Origin of the sequence: Pseudodesulfovibrio sp. 5S69 (genome assembly GCF_037094465.1) — a bacterium.
Taxonomy (GTDB): domain Bacteria; phylum Desulfobacterota; class Desulfovibrionia; order Desulfovibrionales; family Desulfovibrionaceae; genus Pseudodesulfovibrio; species Pseudodesulfovibrio methanolicus.
In genome coordinates this window covers 406,509-424,536 of record NZ_CP146609.1, presented here as the reverse complement: position 1 = coordinate 424,536, position 18,028 = coordinate 406,509, and the positions used below count along the sequence as shown (strand labels likewise).

Here is an 18,028-nt window from a genome sequence, read left to right as displayed (position 1 = left end):
CGATCCTCCGACTTCGGCACACCATTATCAGATAAGTCCGGCTTTGAAAAGTCTAGAAAAAATCATGAGTACCGGAAGCGTGAGACTACCAGCTAGCCCACCTTGCCATGGATTGCAATAGGAGCGATAAACGCCTACTAGAGCCCCTTGCCGAATGCAACCATGTGCAGCATTTTGCTGTCTTTATCATAAGGAATTAATTATGCAAGATCACGGCCGGGATAAAAAAGATTCGAAAATCTACATAGTTGGCAACAAGCCGGTCAAGGAACTATTGCTGGACTCTCCACAAAGGGTGGATTTCGTGGCCTTCCGCAAGGGACGGCGCGACCAGGCCATGGAGGAAATCCTGGAATTGTGCCGCACCGGCAACGTGCCCTACAAGTCCGTTTCCGCCAAGGACCTCGACTACATGTACCGGGGCAACCACCAGGGCGTGGCCGCCCGCTGCGCCGCACTCGACTACACCCCGCTCGAACGGCTCCTCGAACAGGCCCCGGAAGCGCCCCTGCCGCTCATCGTGGCCCTGGACCAGGTCCAGGACACCGGCAACGTGGGGGTGCTCGCCCGCACCGTCCACGCCCTGGGCGGGGCCGGACTCATCGTCTGCCAACACCACGGCGCCTACATCGGGGCCGGGGCCGTGCGCTCTTCGGCGGGCGCCCTGAACAAACTCCCCGTGGCCAAGGTCGGCAACCTCGCCAACGCCATGAAGGACTGCGTCAACTACGACTATACCCTGTACTGCGCGCGCATGACGCCCGACTCCGACAACGTCTACACCGCCGAACTCCGGACTCCGGCCGTGCTCCTGCTCGGGAACGAGGAAAAAGGCGTCCGACCCGGCGTGGCCAAATTCGCGCACCACAGCCTCCACATCCCCTTCCTGCGGGAATTCGACTCTCTCAACGTGGCCCAGGCAGGCGCCATCATCGTCTCGGAATTCGCCAGGCGGCTGGGATAACACGAGAATTCAGGGGGGCGCCCCCGGCCCCCCCCATCCCCCTTTCCTTCCTAAACTTTTGGGTGCCGCTTCGCGGTAAGCGGGTGCGGATTTACGGATGTCGCTTGCCCATGCGGTGTTCCTGAATCTTCACGGCGTGTGCGGACATGGGCCAAGTCCTTTTCCTCTCGCCGCAGGCGACACAAAAAGTTTGGGAGAGTCCAGAGAACCCTTTCCAAAGGATTCGTTGGCGGGTGCAGGGCAGCGTCCTGCCCGCCGGAGGCATTCTCTCTTGCGCCAGGTCGCTAGGCGCTTTTCAGGGCGGGCAGAGTGAAAATGAACGTGCTGCCGTGTCCGGGCTTGCTCTCGGCCCAGATGCGGCCGCCGTGTTCGTGGATGATGTGTTTGCAGATGGTCAGGCCGAGGCCGGTTCCGGCGGGGCGGTTGGACAGGTGCTCCCCGGCCTGGGTGAACTCCTCGAAGATCGATTCGAGGAGCTCGGGCTGGATGCCGATGCCGGTGTCGGCCACGCTGATGCGCACGGCGTCGCCCTCTGCCCGGGCCGTGCAGGTGACCCCGCCTTTCGAGGTGAACTTCACGGCGTTGGAGAAGAGGTTGACCATGACCTGCATGAGCCGGTCCATGTCGCCCTGGACCTGGGGCAGGTGGGGCTCGATGTCCAGTTTCAGGGCCAGGTCGTTGTCGTCGAACAGGGACGAGGTGACTTCCACGGTCTTGTTGATGAAATCCTCGGGCCGAATGGGGGCCATGGCGTATTCGACGCGGTTGGCCTCCATCTTGGCCAGGTCGAGGACGTCGTTGATGAGCATGGTCAGCCGCTGGCCTTCCCCGGCGATGATCTCAAGGTTCTTGCGGACCACCTCCATCTCCTTCTTCAGTCCCTCGTCCGCGATCCGGTCCACGGCCGGGAAGATGGAGCCGACGAGCTTCTTGCGGGTGACCTTGGCAAAGCCGAGCACGGCCGTCAGGGGGGTGCGCAGCTCGTGGGACACGGTGGACAGGAACTCGGACTTGGCCCGGTTGGCCCGGTCCAATTGCTCGGTCCGCTCGCGGACCCGGATCTCCAACAGGTCGTGGCTGCGCTTGAGGGCGCGTTCCGTGCGTTTGCGTTCGCTGATGTCCCTGGCCACGATGATGGCCTGGCGCTGGTTTTGGAAGGAGACCAGGCTGAGGGTCAGGTCCACCGGGATCGGCGGTTTTCCCGGACAGAGGGGGCAGGAGAATTCGGTCTCCATGCGCACGGTCTTGGTCTCGTTGTGGAAGAGGTTGTCGGCGTGGCGGCGGATGTGAGGCGGCAGGATCTCCTTGAAAGACAGCCCCCTGAGCTGCTCCGGGCCGCAGCCGAGCAGGGCGTCGGCCGCGCCGGAGATGTCCAGGATGGAGCCGCTGTCCGCGTCCACCACGAAAATGGCGTCGTTGACCCTGTCGAGCAGGGCGCGGAAATGTTCGAGTTCGTCCAGCCGGCTCTTGAGTTCCGGATAGTAGCTCTTGCTGATGGACCGTTTGCCCAGCCCGATGAGCTTTTCGCGCTCCGTGACCTGGACCGGTTCGGGGTCAGCAGGTTTGTTTGAAAATCTGGATGAGCTCATCGGCCGTCGGTTGTTTGGGGTTGGTCAGCATGCAGGCGTCCGCCAGGGCGTTTTGGGCCAGCAGGGGCAGGTCCTCGTCGGTCATGCCCAGGTCGCAGAGGTTGTCGGTCACGCCCACGCTCCGCTTCAGCGCGCGGACGGCCTCCAGGGTGCGCTCCCTGGCCTCCTCCATGGAAGTCCCCTCCGGGATGTCCGCGCCCAGCGTGATGCCCAGGCGGCGGTATTTCTCGGGTTCCGCGTCGTAATTGTAGGCGATGACGTGGTCCAGCAGGATGGCGTTGCACAGGCCGTGGGGCAGGTCCAGGAGGCCGCCCAGGCTGTGGGCCATGGCGTGGACCGCGCCGAGGATGGCGTTGGAGAAGGCCAGGCCCGCGTAGGTGGAGGCCAGCATCATGCCGGTGCGCGCCTCCATGTCGTCGGGCCGTTCCACCGCGTTGCGCAGGTGCAGGCGGATCAGGCGCATAGCCTCCAGGGCATTCAGGTCGGTGATGGCCGAAGAGGCGTTGGAGGCGAAGGCCTCGACCGCGTGGGTCAGGGCGTCCAGGCCGGTGTGCGCGGTGAGTTGCCTGCCCATGGTCAGGGTCAGGCGGGGGTCGATGAGCGCCACGTCCGGCACCATGGTCTTGGACACGATGGCGATTTTGACCTTCCGGTCGGTGTCGTTGATGATGCAGAACTGGGAGATGTCCGCAGCCGTCCCGGCGGTGGTGGGGATGCAGATGAGCGGTGGTCCGGGCCGCTCCACGTTGTCCACGCCCTCGAATTCGAGCACGTGCCGGTCGTTGGTGCAGACGATGCCGATGGCCTTGGCGCAGTCCATGGGCGAACCGCCGCCCACGGCCACGATGGAGTCGCACCCCTCTTGCCGGTAGACTTCGGCGCCGGCCATGACCTCTTCGTGGCGCGGGTTCGGGGTCACGTCCGAGAACATCGTGCAGGTCACGCCCTCCCGGGTCAGGGAATCCACGACCTGTCCGGTGCAGCCGATTTCCTCCAGTGCACGGCAGGAGACCACCAGGGCCTTCTTGGAGGACAGGTTGGCGGCGTATTGTCCGGCCAGCATGGCCGCGCCCGGGCCGAAGACGAACTCCGGGGCTACGAATTTTCGTAACTCGGCAAACTCCTCCGCGGACATGGATCCCCTCCTTTTCGAAAGCGTGGGCCTGTGGACCTGGACAATGGTGGATTGGACATCTCTCACCTCTACTTGGGACATTATGTCCCTGTAAAATCTTAGTCCATGATTTTCATCAGGCTCTCTATCTCGTTGCGGAGCCGGGAGAAAGCGACGTTCTCGTCGCCCCCCTCCGTGCAGGCGGCGGCCATGGTGGCGGCGGCCAGGGCGGCCGCGTTGGCCCCGATGGCCGTGCACACGGACCGGGCGGTGCCCGCGAGTTCCCCGGCCTTGGCCGTATTGCCCGCGCCGGTCGCCTGTTCCAGCTCTTCGAGCAGGAGCGCGAGCTCGCCTCTGGCCGTGACCAGGAAGTCGGCGAAGATGGCCTCATCCACGCCCAGGTGCTCCATGGCCGACTCAGGGGTCCAGGGCGGCAGGGCGTCCATGGGTTCGGCCTCGGGCTGGGTCGTGCCCGCATCCGGGGGCGGCAGGGGCGCGGGTGAGGCGCCGATGAGCCGGTTGATGATCACGGCCAGTTCGTGGAAATCCACGGGCTTGGCCACGTAGTCATCCATGCCCGCGTCCAGGCTTTTGTCGCGGAATTCCTTCAGCGCGTGGGCCGTGACCCCGATAATCGGGATGTGCGGGTCCGGGATGGGGCCGCCTGGAACGGCCGAGCGGATGGCCTTGGTGGTGGAGATGCCGTCCAGCACCGGCATCTCGATGTCCATGAGGATGAGGTCGAAGGGCTCTCGTTTGAGCAGGTCCAGGACCTCGAGGCCTGTTTTGGCCACGGCGAACGTGTAGCCCATCTCCTCAAGCTTGAGGGTGGTGACCATGATGTTGACGTCGTTGTCCTCGGCCACGAGTACGCGCACGGGCCGGGACGGGGAGTCGAGCGGCCGGTCGAGGTCGTTCTCGTCGGGGATGGGACAGGAGAAGCCGGGTTCGAACCAGGCCGTGAAGGAAAAGGTGCTGCCCTTGCCCACGGTGGAGTCCACCCGGATGTCCCCGCCCATGAGCGAGATGAGCTGCTTGCAGATGGCCAGGCCCAGGCCGGTGCCGCCGAAGGCGCGCGTGGACTGCGAGAAGCTCTGGAAGATGGAGTCCAGGAATTCGCGCGGGATGCCGATGCCCGTGTCTTCCACGGAAAAGGTCACGCCCACGGTCCGGGCCTCGTCCGGGGCCGTGCCCGAGGCACCCCGCACGCGGATGGTGATGGTCCCGCGGTGGGTGAACTTGACCGCGTTGCCCGCCAGGTTGACGAGCACCTGCCTGAGCGACAGGGGGTCGCCCTTGACGCAGTGGGGGACGGCCCCGTCAATTTCCAGGGCCATGTCGAGCCCCTTCTGCCGGGCCTGGATTTCCAGCCCCTTGATGGTCGTCTTGACGTGGAAGGGCAGGTCGAAGTCCACGTGGTCCAGTTCGAGCTTGCGGGCCTCGATCTTGGACAGGTCGAGGATGTCGTTGATGATGGACAGGAGGTGCTGGGCCGAGTCCTTGACCGTCTTGAGGTAGTCGCGCTGGTCCTCGGTCAGGTCGGTCTGCAGGGTGATCTCGGTCATGCCCACGATGGCGTTCATGGGGGTGCGGATCTCGTGGCTCATGGCGGCCAGGAACTCGGACTTGGCCCGGTTGGCGGCCTCGGCGTCCTCGCGGGTGCGCAGCAGGTCCTCCTGGGCCCTCCGGTTCTCGGTGACGTCGTCCCAGGCCCAGATGACGCCCTTGGACAGGTCCCGGCGGTCCACGGTCTTGGCGTACATGCGGCACCAGACCGTGGAGCCGTTCCTGCTGCGGAAGGCCTGCTCGGTGTTGAACTCCCCGCGCTCGGTCAGGGCACTCTTGGCCGCCAGGACGAAGTCGTCCTCGGTCTGGTAGTGGCCGAGCAGCAGGTCCAGGGTGTTGTTCAGGATATCCTCCGTGGAATAGCCGAAGATCGCCGCGCCGCGCCGGTTGATGGTCACGATCCTGCGCCCCACGGACATGGCGATGCCCATCAGGGAGTTCTCCAGGATGGCCTCGAACTTGACCAGGTCCTGGCGGATGGCGTTCTCCGACTCTTTGCGCACGGAGATGTCCCGGATGTTGGCCAGGATGGCCTCCTCGCCCCGGTAGGTGATGCGGCTCAGATGGACCTCCACCTCGAATTCCCGGCTGTCCCGGTAGCGGCGTACGCGCCATTCCATGTGGTGGGGCTTGCCGCCCAGGACTTCGCGCATGATCCCGGCCATGGCGTACAGGGGGTTGTCCTTGCTCGACAGGTCGCGGGCCAGGGACACGCCCAACGGGTCCATGCCCTCCAGGCCGAACATCTCGATCATGCGTTGGTTGACTTCCAGGATGTGTCCGTTCCCGTCGTGGATGATGATGGCGTCATAGGAGTAGTCGAAGATGGTCCGCATGACCTCCTCGGACTGGCGCAACTCGCTGGTCCGTTCCTTGACCCGCTGCTCCAGTGTCCGGTGGGCGGTGCGCAGTTCCTTTTCGGCCCGCCGCCTGCGGGTGATGTTCAGGACCAGGGCCAGGATGATCAGGGATTGCAGGATACCGAACCCGGCCACGCCCAGGAGCACGCCGGAGTGCTCGCGGTAAAAGGAATTGGGGCGGTTGCGGGTGACGCTGCCCGCCGGGAGCTTGGCCAGGTTGAGGTCGAAGCGTTTGAGCCGGGCGTAGTCGAACTCGGGGACATAGGCGCTGCCCTGGAGGACCGGGATTTCCCGGGGGGCGCGGCCGGCCATCACGTGCAGGGCGATCTGGGCCATGGCCTGGCCCTGGTCGTGGCCGTTGGAGAGCATGCCGCCCACGATGCCGTGGCCCAGGTCCGTCTGCAGGATGCCGAAGACCGGCACCTTGGCGCGGGCCGAGACCGCTTCGGCCACCTCGCTCTTGTCGTAGAAGCGTCCGGAACCGTCCCGATTGAACACGCTGAGCAGGATCATGGCGTTGGCCGGCAGCCGGTCCACGTGTTTGAGGATGGAGGCCAGGTCCGAGTTCCCGCAGAAGACCACCGCGATCGCCGGGTCCAGGCCGAGCAGTTGCGCCTCGATGGACTTGCGCACGGCCACGCCCGTGCAGGAGTAGTCGTTGATCACGTAGACGGTCTTGGTGCCGGGCAGGAGGTTGAGGGCGCAGTCGATGGTCTGCCGGGCGGCCAGGACCTCGGCCACGCCCGTGAACAGGGGGTGGCCCTTGAGCTGATCGGGCCGGAAGAAATTCACCCCGCCGAAGACCACGGGAATGCCCGGAAAGAGTTCGTCGTGGTGGCGGCGCAGGAATTCGTAGGCCGCATTGTCCGTGGCCAGGATCAGGTCCAGGCCCACGCCCCTGTATTTGTGGGCGTAGACGTTCATGAGCTGTTGTTCGTAGCGGCCGTTGAACTCCACCCGCATGGTGTCCATGTACTCCACGTGCAGGGTGATGCCCGTCTCGCGCGGGCGCAGCACGTCCCTAAGCCCCCGGCCAACCTCGTCGGTCCAGAGGTACCCCTGGTGGAAGGAGTTGAGCAGGAGGATCTGCTTGCTGTCCGAGGCCCGCGCCGTGGCGGGCGCGAGCAGGACCCACAGCGCCAGGGCGGCGAGCAGCAAGGGGCAAAAGACCCTGGAAAAACGATCCGGCTGGGGCATGACCACTCCTGGCAGGGGACAACCGTCCGTTCTTTAACAAATGCGCGGGAATAAATAAAGCCGGTGCCCGTCTGGTCGTGCTATCCCCGGTGCGGCGGGCAACCGCAGGCGCCGGGCATGGTCTCCAGCAGGCGAACGCCCTCCGGCGTGTCGATGCGCGCGGCCATGCGAGGCAGCTCCATGGGCGGCAGAGGGTGCATTTCGACCATGTCCACCGGGCCCACGGCCTCAAGGATTCCGCCCAGCCACTCGGGGTACGGGTGGTAGATGTCCAGTCCGAGCAGGCGGCAGTTCAGATCGGGCATGGCCAGGGCCGGGTGGGACCCGGTCTGCCACTGGATGGCGTAGGGCAGCATGCCTCCGGCCAGGAGCCGCCCGTCCGAGGGCAGGGCGAACCGCCAGTTGAGCTCGCCCCGGCTGACCGGCGTGGCCCGGCCAAAGGACATGGGGGCCGCGTCCAGGAAGGCGTCGAGGTCGTCGGTGTTGGCCACCCAGCCCAGGAAGGCGGGCGAACGGTCCAGCCGCTCGCGCACCGCGGGGTCGTCCAGGCCGAACCAGCGCGGCTTGGCCGGGACCGGCCCGTCCGGGTTGATGGCGATGATCTCCAGGAACATTTCCTCGCCGATGCGCATGACGTGGTTACGGGTGCCCATGGTCTCGTGCACTCCGCCGCGCGGCACGCGCACGCCGAGCCGTTTCTCGGCCCAGATCACGCCTTGTTCCATGTCCGTGGCCGCAATGACGATATGATCCAGTCGGGTACGCATGTCTCCGCCTCGCGTGTACTACAAAAAGGTTGTTCGATCGCCGTCGGTATTGTCACACGGAGCGGCCTCCGGGCAGCTCCTTGCCCGCGCCCGGCTATGCGCCTGCGCCATCGGCCGGGAGGACGGCGATTGTTCGAGTCATGCCGGGAGGATAGTCCTTTCGGGCTTGAATCTCAACCCGCGGGTCGAGATGATCTTTTTCGTTTTTTCCCTGTTTTTTGACTTAAATCATACTCCCGTTTCCCCGGGAGCCCTATCCTTGGACGCATCGAGAGCAATTCATCAAAACAAAGGAGCGAACCATGTTTTGTTACCAGTGTGAACAGACCGCCAAGGGCGGTTGCACCAAAATCGGCGTGTGCGGCAAGACCGATTCCACCGCCACCCTCCAGGACCTTCTCCTCCACCTGACCAAAGGCCTCGCCCAGGTGGCCGTGGCTGCCCGCGGACAGGGCATTGAAGATAATGAGGTGAACCGCTTCATCTCCGAGGCGGTCTTCTCCACCCTGACCAACGTGAATTTCGACGACGCCCGGTTCGTCACCCTGATCAACAAGTGCGTGTCCCTGCGCGAAGGGCTCAAGGCCAAGGTCTCGGGCGTGGAGTTCGGCGGCCCGGCCACGATGGCCCCGGCCCTCGACATCCCCGGCATGGTGGCCCAGGGCAAGGCGGTCGGCGTGGAGTCCGACCCCGAGCCGAATGCGGACATCAAGTCCCTGAAGCACACCCTGACCTACGGCCTCAAGGGCGTGGCCGCCTACATGGACCACGCCGCCATCCTCGGCAAGGAGGACGACGAGCTGTACGCCAAGTTCCAGGGGCTGCTGGTCGCCACCCTGGCCACCGGCCTGACCCTGGAGCAGGCTGTGGAGGCCGGGCTCGAGTGCGGACGCATCAACATCCGGGCCATGGAGCTGCTGGACGACGCCAACACCTCGGCCTACGGCCATCCCGTGCCCACCCAGGTCAAGCTCGGCCCCACCGCGGGCAAGGCCATCCTGGTCTCCGGCCACGACCTCAAGGACCTCGAAACCCTGCTCAAGCAGACCGAGGGCAAAGGCATCAACGTCTACACCCACGGCGAGATGCTGCCCTGCCATGGCTATCCCGAGCTGCACAAGTATCCGCATCTGGCCGGCCACTACGGCACTGCCTGGCAGAACCAGAAAAAGGAATTTGCCGAGTTCCCGGGCGCCATCCTGATGACCACCAACTGCATCCAGGACCCCAAAAAGTATATCGAGAACATCTTCACCACCGGCCTGGTGGGCTGGCCCGGCGCGGTCCATGTTGGGAATGACGATTTCACTCCCGTCATCGAGCGGGCCCTGGCCATGCCGGGATTTGAAGCGGATATCGATAAGGGATCGGTAATGACCGGTTTTGCCCGCAACGCGGTCATGTCCGTGGCCGACACGGTTATCAACGCGGTCAAGTCCGGCGACATCCGCCACTTCTTCCTGGTGGGCGGCTGCGACGGCGCCAAGCCCGGCCGCAACTACTACACCGAGTTCGTGGAGCAGGCCCCGGCCGACACGGTCATCCTGACCCTGGCCTGCGGCAAGTTCCGCTTCTTCGACAAGCAGCTCGGCGATATCGGCGGCATCCCGCGCCTGCTCGACGTGGGCCAGTGCAACGACGCCTACTCCGCGGTCCAGATCGCCCTGGCCCTGGCCAAGGCCTTCGACTGCGGGGTCAACGACCTGCCGCTCTCCCTGATCCTGTCCTGGTACGAACAGAAGGCCGTGGCCATCCTCCTGTCCCTGCTCGCGCTCGGCATCAAGAACATCAAGCTCGGGCCGTCCCTGCCGTCCTTCATCACCCCCAACGTCCTCAACCTGCTGGTCGAGAACTACAACATCGCCCCCATCACCACCCCCGAGGCCGACCTGGCCGAGATCCTGGGCTAGCCCAAGGGCGCGACGAAAACACGGCCCGCCGGTGCGAACCGGCGGGCTTTTTTTTGCGCGCAGGCCCGTCCGGAAGCGGGCCTGCGCGTCTGGCGTCCGCTCCGGGGCTGTGCTAGCCTGCCTTGGCCCATCCGGTTCAAGGGTGGGGCGCAACGCCAACAGACAGGAGAAAACGAGATGAAGGTTATCCAGTATACGGACGTGGATCCCGTGGAACTGAAGGTGGCCGGGCCGGGCGTGACGGGCCGGGTGGTCATCGGCAAGGCCGACGACGACGTCAATTTCTGCATGCGGGTCATCGAGCTCGAACCCGGCGCGCAGATCCCGCCTCACGCCCACCCGTGGGAACACCAGCAGTTCTACCACGCGGGCACCGGCTACGTGGTCAGGAACGGCGAAAAGCTGGCCCTCGGGCCGGGCAGCGTGGTCTACGTAGCCCCGGACGAGGAGCACCACGTGGTCAACACAGGCGACGTGCCCATGGTTCTCGTCTGCCTCATCCCCAAAGGCATTCCGGAAATCTAGGCCGCCGCGTCCGGGGGAAAGGGGGAGGGTACCCCGGCACAAGGCCCCACCCCTTTTTCCCCGCGCGGGCGTCCGCGCAGGAGACGCCGCACCCGATAGAATCATTGATTTATCCTCGGGAATGGGGATAGTTGGAGAAGCAGCAACCCGGAGGGGGCCGACATGGGCATCGAACGATTGGAGGGCCGCGACGACGCGGTGTTGACGATTCTCAAGATCACGGACGAGGTCAACCAGCTCAAGGACGTGGACACGATCCTGGACAAGATCCTCCAGGAATCCAGGCGGTTTTCCGGCGCGGACGCCGGGTCCATATTCCTGGTGGACAACGACCGGCTGATCTTCAGCTACGTCCAGAACGACACCCTGTTCAAGGCCGAGGCCGCCAACGCCGCCCTGTACCAGAATTTCGGCATCCCCATCAGCGAACAGTCCATCGTCGGCTACGTGGCCAAGACCCGGCAGAGCCTGGCCATCGACGACGCCTACGAGTTGGACCCGACCTTGCCCTTTTCCTTCAACAAGTCCTTTGACGAAAAGTCCGGCTTCCGGACCACCAGCATGCTGACCATCCCGCTCATCGCCCAGGAGAGCAGGCTGGTCGGGGTCATGCAGTTGATCAACGCCAAGAACGAGTCCGGCGCGGTGGTTCCCTTCTCCGACGAGGCCAGGACCTACATCCCCCTGTTCTGCAACAACGCCTCGGTGGCCATCGAGCGCGGCATCATGAACCGCGAGCTCATTCTGCGCATGATGCAGATGGCCGAGCTGCGCGACCCGGCCGAGACCGGGGCGCACGTCCAGCGGGTGGGCGCGTACTGCGCGGAAATCTACGGCACCTGGGCCGCCCGCCGGGGTCACTCCGCCAAGGAGATCAAGAACACCCGCGACAACCTGCGCCTGGCCGCCATGCTCCACGACGTGGGCAAGGTCGGCATCTCCGACGCCATCCTCAAGAAGCCCGCCAAGCTGACCGACGAGGAGTACGACATCATGAAGTGGCACACGGTCTACGGGGCCCGGCTCTTCAAGAACCAGACCTCGGAACTGGACCGCATGTCCATGGAGATCGCCCTGTGCCACCACGAAAAATGGGCGGGCCGGGGCTACCCCTCCATCCCCCGGGACCAGGTCTGGGCCGAGGCCCCGGAGATCGGCGGCGCGCCCATGAGCGGCGAGGGCATTCCCCTGTCGGCGCGCATCTGCGCGGTGGCCGATGTGTATGACGCCCTGGCCTCCCCCCGGTCGTACAAAGACCCGTTCCCGGACGAGAAGTGCCTGGGCATCCTGGAAAAGGACGCGGGCACCCACTTCGACCCCGAGATAGTGGAAATCTTCCTGGAGATTTTCGACGTCATCAAGGCCATCCGCGACAAGTGGGTGGAAACCCCCGGGGCGTAGGCGCATGGCATCCTCCGAGATGAAACTGTATGACTTTGTCGACCCGGTGGACGCCGAGTGCGTGCGCCGGGAGAGCGAGGACCTCATGCGGGCCTTCTTCCCCGACTACGACGGCCGGGTCTTTCGCCGCGCCTTCGACGACGTGGAACGGCTCTTCGCGGGCCGCTACCCCGGCTACCGGGCGAGCAACACCAAATACCACAACTTCGAGCACACCTGCTCCGTGGTCCTGGCCGCGGCCCGGCTGATCTACGGAGCCATGCTCGGTGACGAACCCTTTGCCGAGGCCGACTGCCTCAAGGGGCTGCTGGCCGCCCTGTTCCACGACGTCGGGCTGATCCAGGACGTGGACGACACCCAGGGCACCGGGGCCAAGCACACCGTGGGCCACGAGGAACGCTCCATCCAGTTCATGCGCTGTTACCTGGACGGCGTGCTGGACGAACAGGACATCGAGGACATCGCCGACTGCATCCGTTGCACGATCCTGGCCATGTCCCCGTCCAAGATCGTCTTCCGCACCGAGGCCATGCGCAGAATGGGTCATTTCACGGGTTCCGCCGACCTGCTGGCCCAGATCGCCGACCGCTACTACCTGGAAAAGCTCCTCCTGCTCTTCGAGGAGTTCAAGGAGGCCAAGCTGCCCGGCTACGACAGCGCCTTCGACCTGGTGCTCAAGACCCGGTCCTTCTACAAGGACGTGGCCCGCAAACGGCTGGACGAGGAATTCAAGGGCGCGGACCGCAACATGCTCGGTTATTTCCGGTCGCGCCGGAAAGTGGACAAGGACCTCTACCGGGAGGCCATAGACCGCAACCTGACCTACCTGGACAAGATACTGGCCGAATGCGGCGACGACCTGGATGTATTCATGGCCGGGCTCAGGCGCAACAACAGCCAGGAGCCCCTCTGCTGACGGGCCGCGTCCGGCCCCCGCGGAACAGGGCCATACAGGAGACGACGACATATGCAGGGCAAGACCGAACCTTTTGAATCCATGTTCATTGCGCGGCAGCCGGTCTTCACGCCGGACGAGTCCGTGTGGGGATACGAACTGCTCTTCCGCGCCGGCCGGGACAACGTGGCCGTCATCGCCGACGAGTCCCAGGCCACGGCCTCGGTCATCGCCGACGGCCTGACCCTGGCCGCCGAGGGTATGGATCAGGCCGCCCGCATCCTTATCAATTTCCCGGAAAAGCTGCTCGTCGACGACGCCGGATTCGCCCTGCCCAGGGACCGTTGCGTGATCGAGATCCTGGAAAACGTCCGCCCGAACAAGAAGACCCTGGCCGCGGCCCGCCGCCTCAAGGACGCGGGCTACACGCTGGCCGTGGACGATTTCTTCGGCCAGGACGCGCTACGCCCCTTCCTGGAGCTGGCCGACATCGTCAAGATGGACATCCTGGCCCTGGACGCCGACCCGGCGCGCATCACGGAGGCTGTCGCCAGGCTGCCCGAAGGCCTGACCCTGCTGGCCGAAAAGGTCGAGGACAACGAGACCTTCAAGACCTTGCGCGACCTGGATTTCTCCCTGTTCCAGGGGTTCTTCTTCAGCCGCCCGGAGATCATCCCCGGCCGCAAGCTGACCGCGGCCGAAACCACCAAGCTCCAGGTCCTCGGCGAACTGGCCAAGCCGGACTTCGAGCCCGCCCGCCTGGCGGCCATCCTCCAGTCCGATCCGAGCCTGACCTACCGCCTCTTCCGTTACGTCAACTCCGCCGGGTTCGGCCTGGCCAAGAAGATCACCTCGGCCAAGCGGGCCATCGACATGCTCGGCATGATCCGGGCCAAGCAGTGGCTGCGCAGCGTGATCATCGCCGACCTCAACCCGTCGCCCAGGGCCGCGGAACTGGCCTACCTGGCCGTGCACCGGGCCAAGTTCCTGGAGTCCGCCTGCTCTTGCTCCAACCGGCCCGTGTGCGAGCCCGACACCCTGTTCATGACCGGGCTCTTCTCCCTGCTCGACGCCATGCTCGGCATGGATATGAGCGACATCCTCAAGGCCCTCCCCCTGGAGGAGTCCGTGGTCCAGGCCCTGCACGGCACCGGCGACCTCTACGATCTCCTGCGCCTGGCCGCCAGCTACGAGCGTGGCCAGTGGGGCGAGACTTCGCAGCGCCTGAAGAGGCTTGAACTGGACTCCTTCCAGGCCGAACTGCTCTACATCCAGTCCCGTAGCTGGACCCAGAAGACGCTCGGCTACTCCAAGGCCGAATGACCCGCGAGTCCGGCCCGTCGCCACAATCCCGATTATTTAGACATTTTCATGAAAATGTGTAGACTTCGAGGCGCGAAGGGGAGAAACGCATCGCATGGAGTCGGAAAAAATGAAAAATCAGGCAAAGTTGCCCATTGGCATGTTCGATTCGGGCGTGGGCGGATTGACCGTGCTCAAGGCCCTGCGCGAGCGCATGCCGTGCGAGGACGTCGTCTATCTCGGCGATACCGCGCGCCTGCCCTACGGGACCAAGTCGCCCCAGACCGTCACCCGCTACGGCGTGCAGTGCGGCGCGGAGTTGATCAAGCGCGGCATCAAGCTGCTCGTGGTGGCCTGCAACACCGCCTCGGCCGTGGCGCTCGACGCCCTGCGCCGGGCCAACCCCGGCGTGCCCGTCATCGGCGTGGTCGAACCCGGCGCGCGCGCCGCCTGCGAGGCCACTGCCAACCAGGCCGTGGCCGTCATCGCCACGGAATCGACCATCGCGGGCGGAGCCTACCAGCGCGCCATCCACGCCCTCAAGCCCCAGGCCCGGATCATCGGCCACCCCTGCCCGCTGTTCGTGGCCCTGGCCGAAGAGGGCTGGACCGACGGCCAGGTGCCCGAGGCCGTGGCCGCCCGCTATCTCGACCCCATCTTCAAACCCGCGTCCGGCACCGGCCACCCCGTCATCCCCGACACCCTCGTGCTCGGCTGCACCCATTTCCCGCTGCTGGCACCCGCCATCCGCAACGTGGTGCCCGCCCCAACCACCATCGTGGACTCCGCCGCCACCACCGCCGAAACCGTGTACCGGGAACTCGACCGCCTGCGCCTCGGCCGACCCGAAAACGGCTGCGGCTCCACCCGCTACCTGACCACCGACGACGTCCCCCGCTTCGCCCGTACCGGCTCCCGCTTCCTCGGCACACCCATCGCCGAGACCGACGTGGAACTGGTCGATCTGTAAGGGGAATGCCTCCGGCGGGCCCTCGCCGGGCGGGCGTCTCCGACGGGCAGGGCGCTGCCCTGCACCCGCTTAAGGCCGAGGGCCTTAAGAATCCCCTGTTCGCTTCGCTCAGGGACGTGCGGGCGCGGAAGGACGAGACGCGAACGCCTTCCGCTGTGCCGGTGGGCGATTTCGGGCAGGAACAACGGATCAAGCGGCGTGCTTCTTCACCGGAAGACGCACGCCGTTTTTCCTGCCCGAAATCGCGGGTTGTTTTTTGGGAAAGGCAGAGCGCGGAAAGCTCTATCGCTTTTCGGGAGTAAGAAAACGCCGCAAGGGCGTTCTTTCGGGTTCCGCCCACGCCTGCCAGCGGCGTTGGCAACCGTCCCGAAGGGCCAAACGACTCCCAACCCCACGCGCAACAATCCGCCATCCCGCGCCCCCCTTCGCCGTAGGCGACACAAAAAGTTTGGGAGATTCCAAAGAACCTTTTTCAAAAGGTTCTTTGGCGGGGTCCGGGGCAGCGCCCCGGCCGCCGGAGGCATTCTCTTCCGCCTATTTCACGATCATGACGGAATTACGGGCTTTTTCGGCCACTTCGTGGGACACGCTGAAGCCTTTGGCGAACCAGGGTTTGAGGGACTCGGAGGCGAGGATGAGGGAGAAGTCGTAGCCGATGGTGATGATGGTCTCCACGGGGTCGCCGACCTCGACGAGGATTTCGGCCGGGGGGGTGCCGAGGTCGGCGAGGATCTGGGCGGCTTCCTGGGCGGCCTTCTGGGCCGAGGCCAGATCGGCCTCGGTGCGGGCCACCGACAGGATGGACACGGGGTATTGGCAGGACTGGAAGTAGCGGCCGACCATGGGGAGCATGGCCCGGGACTGGTCGGTGTCCTGGACGCAGACCAGGTGGTTGCGGCCGGGTTCGAGGTGCCGGGCGACGATCACGGAACAGTGCGCATGGGCCGCGATCTTGAGGGCCAGGGGCTTGCGGGAGAGGAGCTTCTTGAGCCCGCTCATGGGTTCGGGCGAAGCGCCGACAATGACCACGTCGGCCTGGAACCGCTTGGCCTCGTCGGACACGGCGGTGGTTACGTCCGAGGCGGTGCGCAGCCGGAGCGAGACGATGCCGCCGCAGGGGTTCTCGTAGTCGCGGATGTATTCGCCCGCCGGGTCGCCCTTGAGTTCGTGGTGTTTCCATTCGCGGTGCTCGCCGGGTTCGATCTCGCCCAATTCCACGAGGATGTCGCGGGCGGCCTTGAGCTGGCGCAGGCCGGGCAGTTCGAGGCCCCAGTCCAGGACGTTTTCGCGGGCCACGCGCACCTCCATGCCGCCGGAGTTGAGGCCGCTGTCCAGGGGGCGGACGTAGAGCAGGACGATGTCGGCACAGCTGGTCTTGGAGAGGCGGACGGCGTAGCGCAGGCTGGCGTAGGCCTCGGGGCCGCCGCCGATGCAGATGAGGATTCGCAGTTTGTCGTCCGTGTTCATGGACAACTCCTTAAAGGCCGATGAGAGGCCAGTACAGTTTGGATGCCGCCAGGAGCACGATAAAGGACATGAGGGCCATGCGCCAGCCTACTTTCATGAAATCCGAAGGGCGCAGGTAGCCCGAGGAGTAGACGATGGTGGAGGCCGGAGTGCCGATGACCGTGAAATAGGCAAAGGCGCTGGAGATGGAGGTGACCATGCCCACGGCCAGGGGGTTGGTCTCGGTGGCGAGGGCGATGGTCAGGACGATGGGGCCGAGCACGGCCACGGCCGCGCCGTTGCTCATGGTGTTGGTGATGAAGGTGGTCAGGAGCATGATAGCGGCCAGCAGGCCGAGGCCGGAGCCCAGCCCGAACGGAGCGAGCCCGTCCATGAACATGCCGGCCACCCAGGCGGCCGCGCCGGTGTCGCGCATCTGCACGCCCAGCGAGATGGCCGCGGCGTAGAGCAGAACCACGCCCCAGTTGACGCCGGAGTTGAGGTCCTGCCAGCGGACCAGGCCGGTGACCAGGAAGAGGACCGCGCCGAGGATGGCGATGGTGCCCATGCCGTATTTCGAGGAGAATCCCACCCAGCCCGCCAGCGTCAGGAGGAACAGGAGGATGGCCACGTAGTGGCGGCCGGTCAGCGCTCCTTCGCTGCCGACCTGCTCCTTGAGCTTGGCCACGGCCGGGCCGAGGTCGCGCAGGTCGGTCTTGAAGGTGTAACGCAGGATGACATGCATGAGCGGCAGCTGGATGAGGAAGATGGGGTAGGCGTATATCATCCAGTGCAGGTAGGAGACCGAGTAGCCGTAGGTGGCCGGATCGTCTGAGGCGTAGAAGAAGTCGCGCAGGTAGTCGATCATAATCGCGTTGCGCGCGCCGCCCGACGGGGTGCCGATCCCGGCCATGGCGCATGCGTAGGAGATGGAGAAGAGAAAGAGCACGGCCAGGGCGCGCTGCTGTTTGGGGTCGTTGGTGGCCAGTTGGATCAGGGACAGGGCCACGGGCAGCATCATGGCGGCCACGGTGTGCTCGCCGATGAACGAGGCCAGCAGGCCGGAGAAGACCGAGATGCCGAAGGCGATGGCGTAGGTGGAGGAGCCCGTGACCTTGATGATCAGCAGGGCCAGGCGCTTGTCGAGTTTTTGTTTGACCAGGGCCACGGCGAGCATGAGCGAGCCCATGATGAACAGGACCGAGTCCTTCATCAGGGACTTGGCCACCAGCGAGGAGTCCAGGCCGAGCAGGAAGACCTGGCCGAGCACGATGAGCAGGGCCACGGCGGGCAGGGGGATGGGCTCGGTGATGAACAGGATGGTCGCGCCCACGGTCATGACCAGCACGCGCCAGCCCTCCTGGGTGACGCCCTCGGGCGCGGGCAGGAGAAGCATGGCGGCCTGGATGGCCAGGGTGAGGAAAAACCAGCGTTTTTCGCGGAGAAAGTGGATCACGATACGGGCACTATACATGTCCCGGCAGGTCGCCGCCAGTCGAAAGCGCAGCAGGACGACAGCCCC

13 protein-coding genes are annotated in these 18,028 nt (G+C 65.1%); 7 read left to right on the top strand and 6 right to left on the bottom strand.

Annotated elements, in window-relative coordinates:
- Nucleotides 1-202: 202 nt before the first annotated feature.
- Nucleotides 203-964 carry a TrmH family RNA methyltransferase gene (locus V8V93_RS01970; protein WP_338668692.1) on the top strand — a complete coding sequence of 254 codons (762 nt, stop codon included), beginning with the start codon at nt 203-205 and terminating at the stop codon, nt 962-964.
- Between the two features lie 284 nt (nt 965-1,248).
- On the opposite strand, the gene V8V93_RS01965 is transcribed toward V8V93_RS01970, so the two are convergent.
- From V8V93_RS01965 to V8V93_RS01950, 4 genes are all read right to left on the bottom strand, one after another.
- The gene (locus V8V93_RS01965) at nt 1,249-2,553 is read right to left on the bottom strand and encodes a PAS domain-containing sensor histidine kinase (RefSeq protein ID WP_338668691.1); all 1,305 of its coding nucleotides are present in this window, start codon (nt 2,551-2,553) and stop codon (nt 1,249-1,251) included.
- Nucleotides 2,519-3,688: an alcohol dehydrogenase-like regulatory protein ErcA gene (ercA, locus tag V8V93_RS01960; RefSeq protein WP_338668690.1), complete on the bottom strand. Its 1,170-nt coding sequence runs from the start codon at nt 3,686-3,688 to the stop codon at nt 2,519-2,521. The genes V8V93_RS01965 and ercA overlap by 35 nt, the downstream gene beginning before the upstream one ends.
- 98 nt (nt 3,689-3,786) lie before the next feature.
- Entirely contained in the window at nt 3,787-7,290 is a 3,504-nt protein-coding gene (locus tag V8V93_RS01955) for a PAS domain S-box protein (protein ID WP_338668689.1), read from the bottom strand.
- A gap of 80 nt (nt 7,291-7,370) precedes the next feature.
- Nucleotides 7,371-8,057, bottom strand: coding sequence for a VOC family protein (locus tag V8V93_RS01950; protein ID WP_338668688.1), 687 nt, complete (start codon nt 8,055-8,057; stop codon nt 7,371-7,373).
- A gap of 302 nt (nt 8,058-8,359) precedes the next feature.
- On the opposite strand from V8V93_RS01950, the gene hcp reads away from it, so the two are divergent.
- From hcp to murI, 6 genes are all read left to right on the top strand, one after another.
- On the top strand, nt 8,360-9,967 hold the full coding sequence (gene hcp / locus V8V93_RS01945; protein ID WP_338668687.1) for a hydroxylamine reductase: 1,608 nt from the start codon (nt 8,360-8,362) through the stop codon (nt 9,965-9,967).
- A gap of 177 nt (nt 9,968-10,144) precedes the next feature.
- Nucleotides 10,145-10,492, top strand: a complete 348-nt coding sequence (locus tag V8V93_RS01940) for a cupin domain-containing protein (protein ID WP_338668686.1) — start codon at nt 10,145-10,147, stop codon at nt 10,490-10,492.
- A gap of 162 nt (nt 10,493-10,654) precedes the next feature.
- A complete protein-coding gene (locus V8V93_RS01935) occupies nt 10,655-11,893 on the top strand; it encodes an HD domain-containing phosphohydrolase (RefSeq protein ID WP_338668685.1) in 1,239 nt (412 codons plus the stop codon).
- A gap of 4 nt (nt 11,894-11,897) precedes the next feature.
- A complete protein-coding gene (locus V8V93_RS01930; protein ID WP_338668684.1) occupies nt 11,898-12,809 on the top strand; it encodes an HD domain-containing protein in 912 nt (303 codons plus the stop codon).
- Nucleotides 12,810-12,860: 51 nt separating this feature from the next.
- Nucleotides 12,861-14,111, top strand: a complete 1,251-nt coding sequence (locus tag V8V93_RS01925; protein ID WP_338668683.1) for an EAL and HDOD domain-containing protein — start codon at nt 12,861-12,863, stop codon at nt 14,109-14,111.
- A 109-nt stretch (nt 14,112-14,220) separates the two neighbouring features.
- Nucleotides 14,221-15,060: a glutamate racemase gene (gene murI / locus V8V93_RS01920; RefSeq protein ID WP_338668682.1), complete on the top strand. Its 840-nt coding sequence runs from the start codon at nt 14,221-14,223 to the stop codon at nt 15,058-15,060.
- A gap of 534 nt (nt 15,061-15,594) precedes the next feature.
- On the opposite strand, the gene V8V93_RS01915 is transcribed toward murI, so the two are convergent.
- On the bottom strand, nt 15,595-16,527 hold the full coding sequence (locus V8V93_RS01915) for a universal stress protein (protein ID WP_338668681.1): 933 nt from the start codon (nt 16,525-16,527) through the stop codon (nt 15,595-15,597).
- A 10-nt stretch (nt 16,528-16,537) separates the two neighbouring features.
- Nucleotides 16,538-17,980 carry an SLC13 family permease gene (locus tag V8V93_RS01910; protein ID WP_338668680.1) on the bottom strand — a complete coding sequence of 481 codons (1,443 nt, stop codon included), beginning with the start codon at nt 17,978-17,980 and terminating at the stop codon, nt 16,538-16,540.
- Between the last annotated feature and the right edge of the window lie 48 nt (nt 17,981-18,028).

Bases quoted from the DNA above. Each gene is read 5' to 3' on its own strand.
- V8V93_RS01970 (WP_338668692.1), top strand. From the start codon at position 203: ATGCAAGATCACGGCCGGGATAAAAAAGATTCGAAAATCTACATAGTT.
- V8V93_RS01965 (WP_338668691.1), bottom strand. From the start codon at position 2,553: ATGAGCTCATCCAGATTTTCAAACAAACCTGCTGACCCCGAACCGGTC.
- ercA (WP_338668690.1), bottom strand. From the start codon at position 3,688: ATGTCCGCGGAGGAGTTTGCCGAGTTACGAAAATTCGTAGCCCCGGAG.
- V8V93_RS01955 (WP_338668689.1), bottom strand. From the start codon at position 7,290: ATGCCCCAGCCGGATCGTTTTTCCAGGGTCTTTTGCCCCTTGCTGCTC.
- V8V93_RS01950 (WP_338668688.1), bottom strand. From the start codon at position 8,057: ATGCGTACCCGACTGGATCATATCGTCATTGCGGCCACGGACATGGAA.
- hcp (WP_338668687.1), top strand. From the start codon at position 8,360: ATGTTTTGTTACCAGTGTGAACAGACCGCCAAGGGCGGTTGCACCAAA.
- V8V93_RS01940 (WP_338668686.1), top strand. From the start codon at position 10,145: ATGAAGGTTATCCAGTATACGGACGTGGATCCCGTGGAACTGAAGGTG.
- V8V93_RS01935 (WP_338668685.1), top strand. From the start codon at position 10,655: ATGGGCATCGAACGATTGGAGGGCCGCGACGACGCGGTGTTGACGATT.
- V8V93_RS01930 (WP_338668684.1), top strand. From the start codon at position 11,898: ATGGCATCCTCCGAGATGAAACTGTATGACTTTGTCGACCCGGTGGAC.
- V8V93_RS01925 (WP_338668683.1), top strand. From the start codon at position 12,861: ATGCAGGGCAAGACCGAACCTTTTGAATCCATGTTCATTGCGCGGCAG.
- murI (WP_338668682.1), top strand. From the start codon at position 14,221: ATGAAAAATCAGGCAAAGTTGCCCATTGGCATGTTCGATTCGGGCGTG.
- V8V93_RS01915 (WP_338668681.1), bottom strand. From the start codon at position 16,527: ATGAACACGGACGACAAACTGCGAATCCTCATCTGCATCGGCGGCGGC.
- V8V93_RS01910 (WP_338668680.1), bottom strand. From the start codon at position 17,980: ATGTATAGTGCCCGTATCGTGATCCACTTTCTCCGCGAAAAACGCTGG.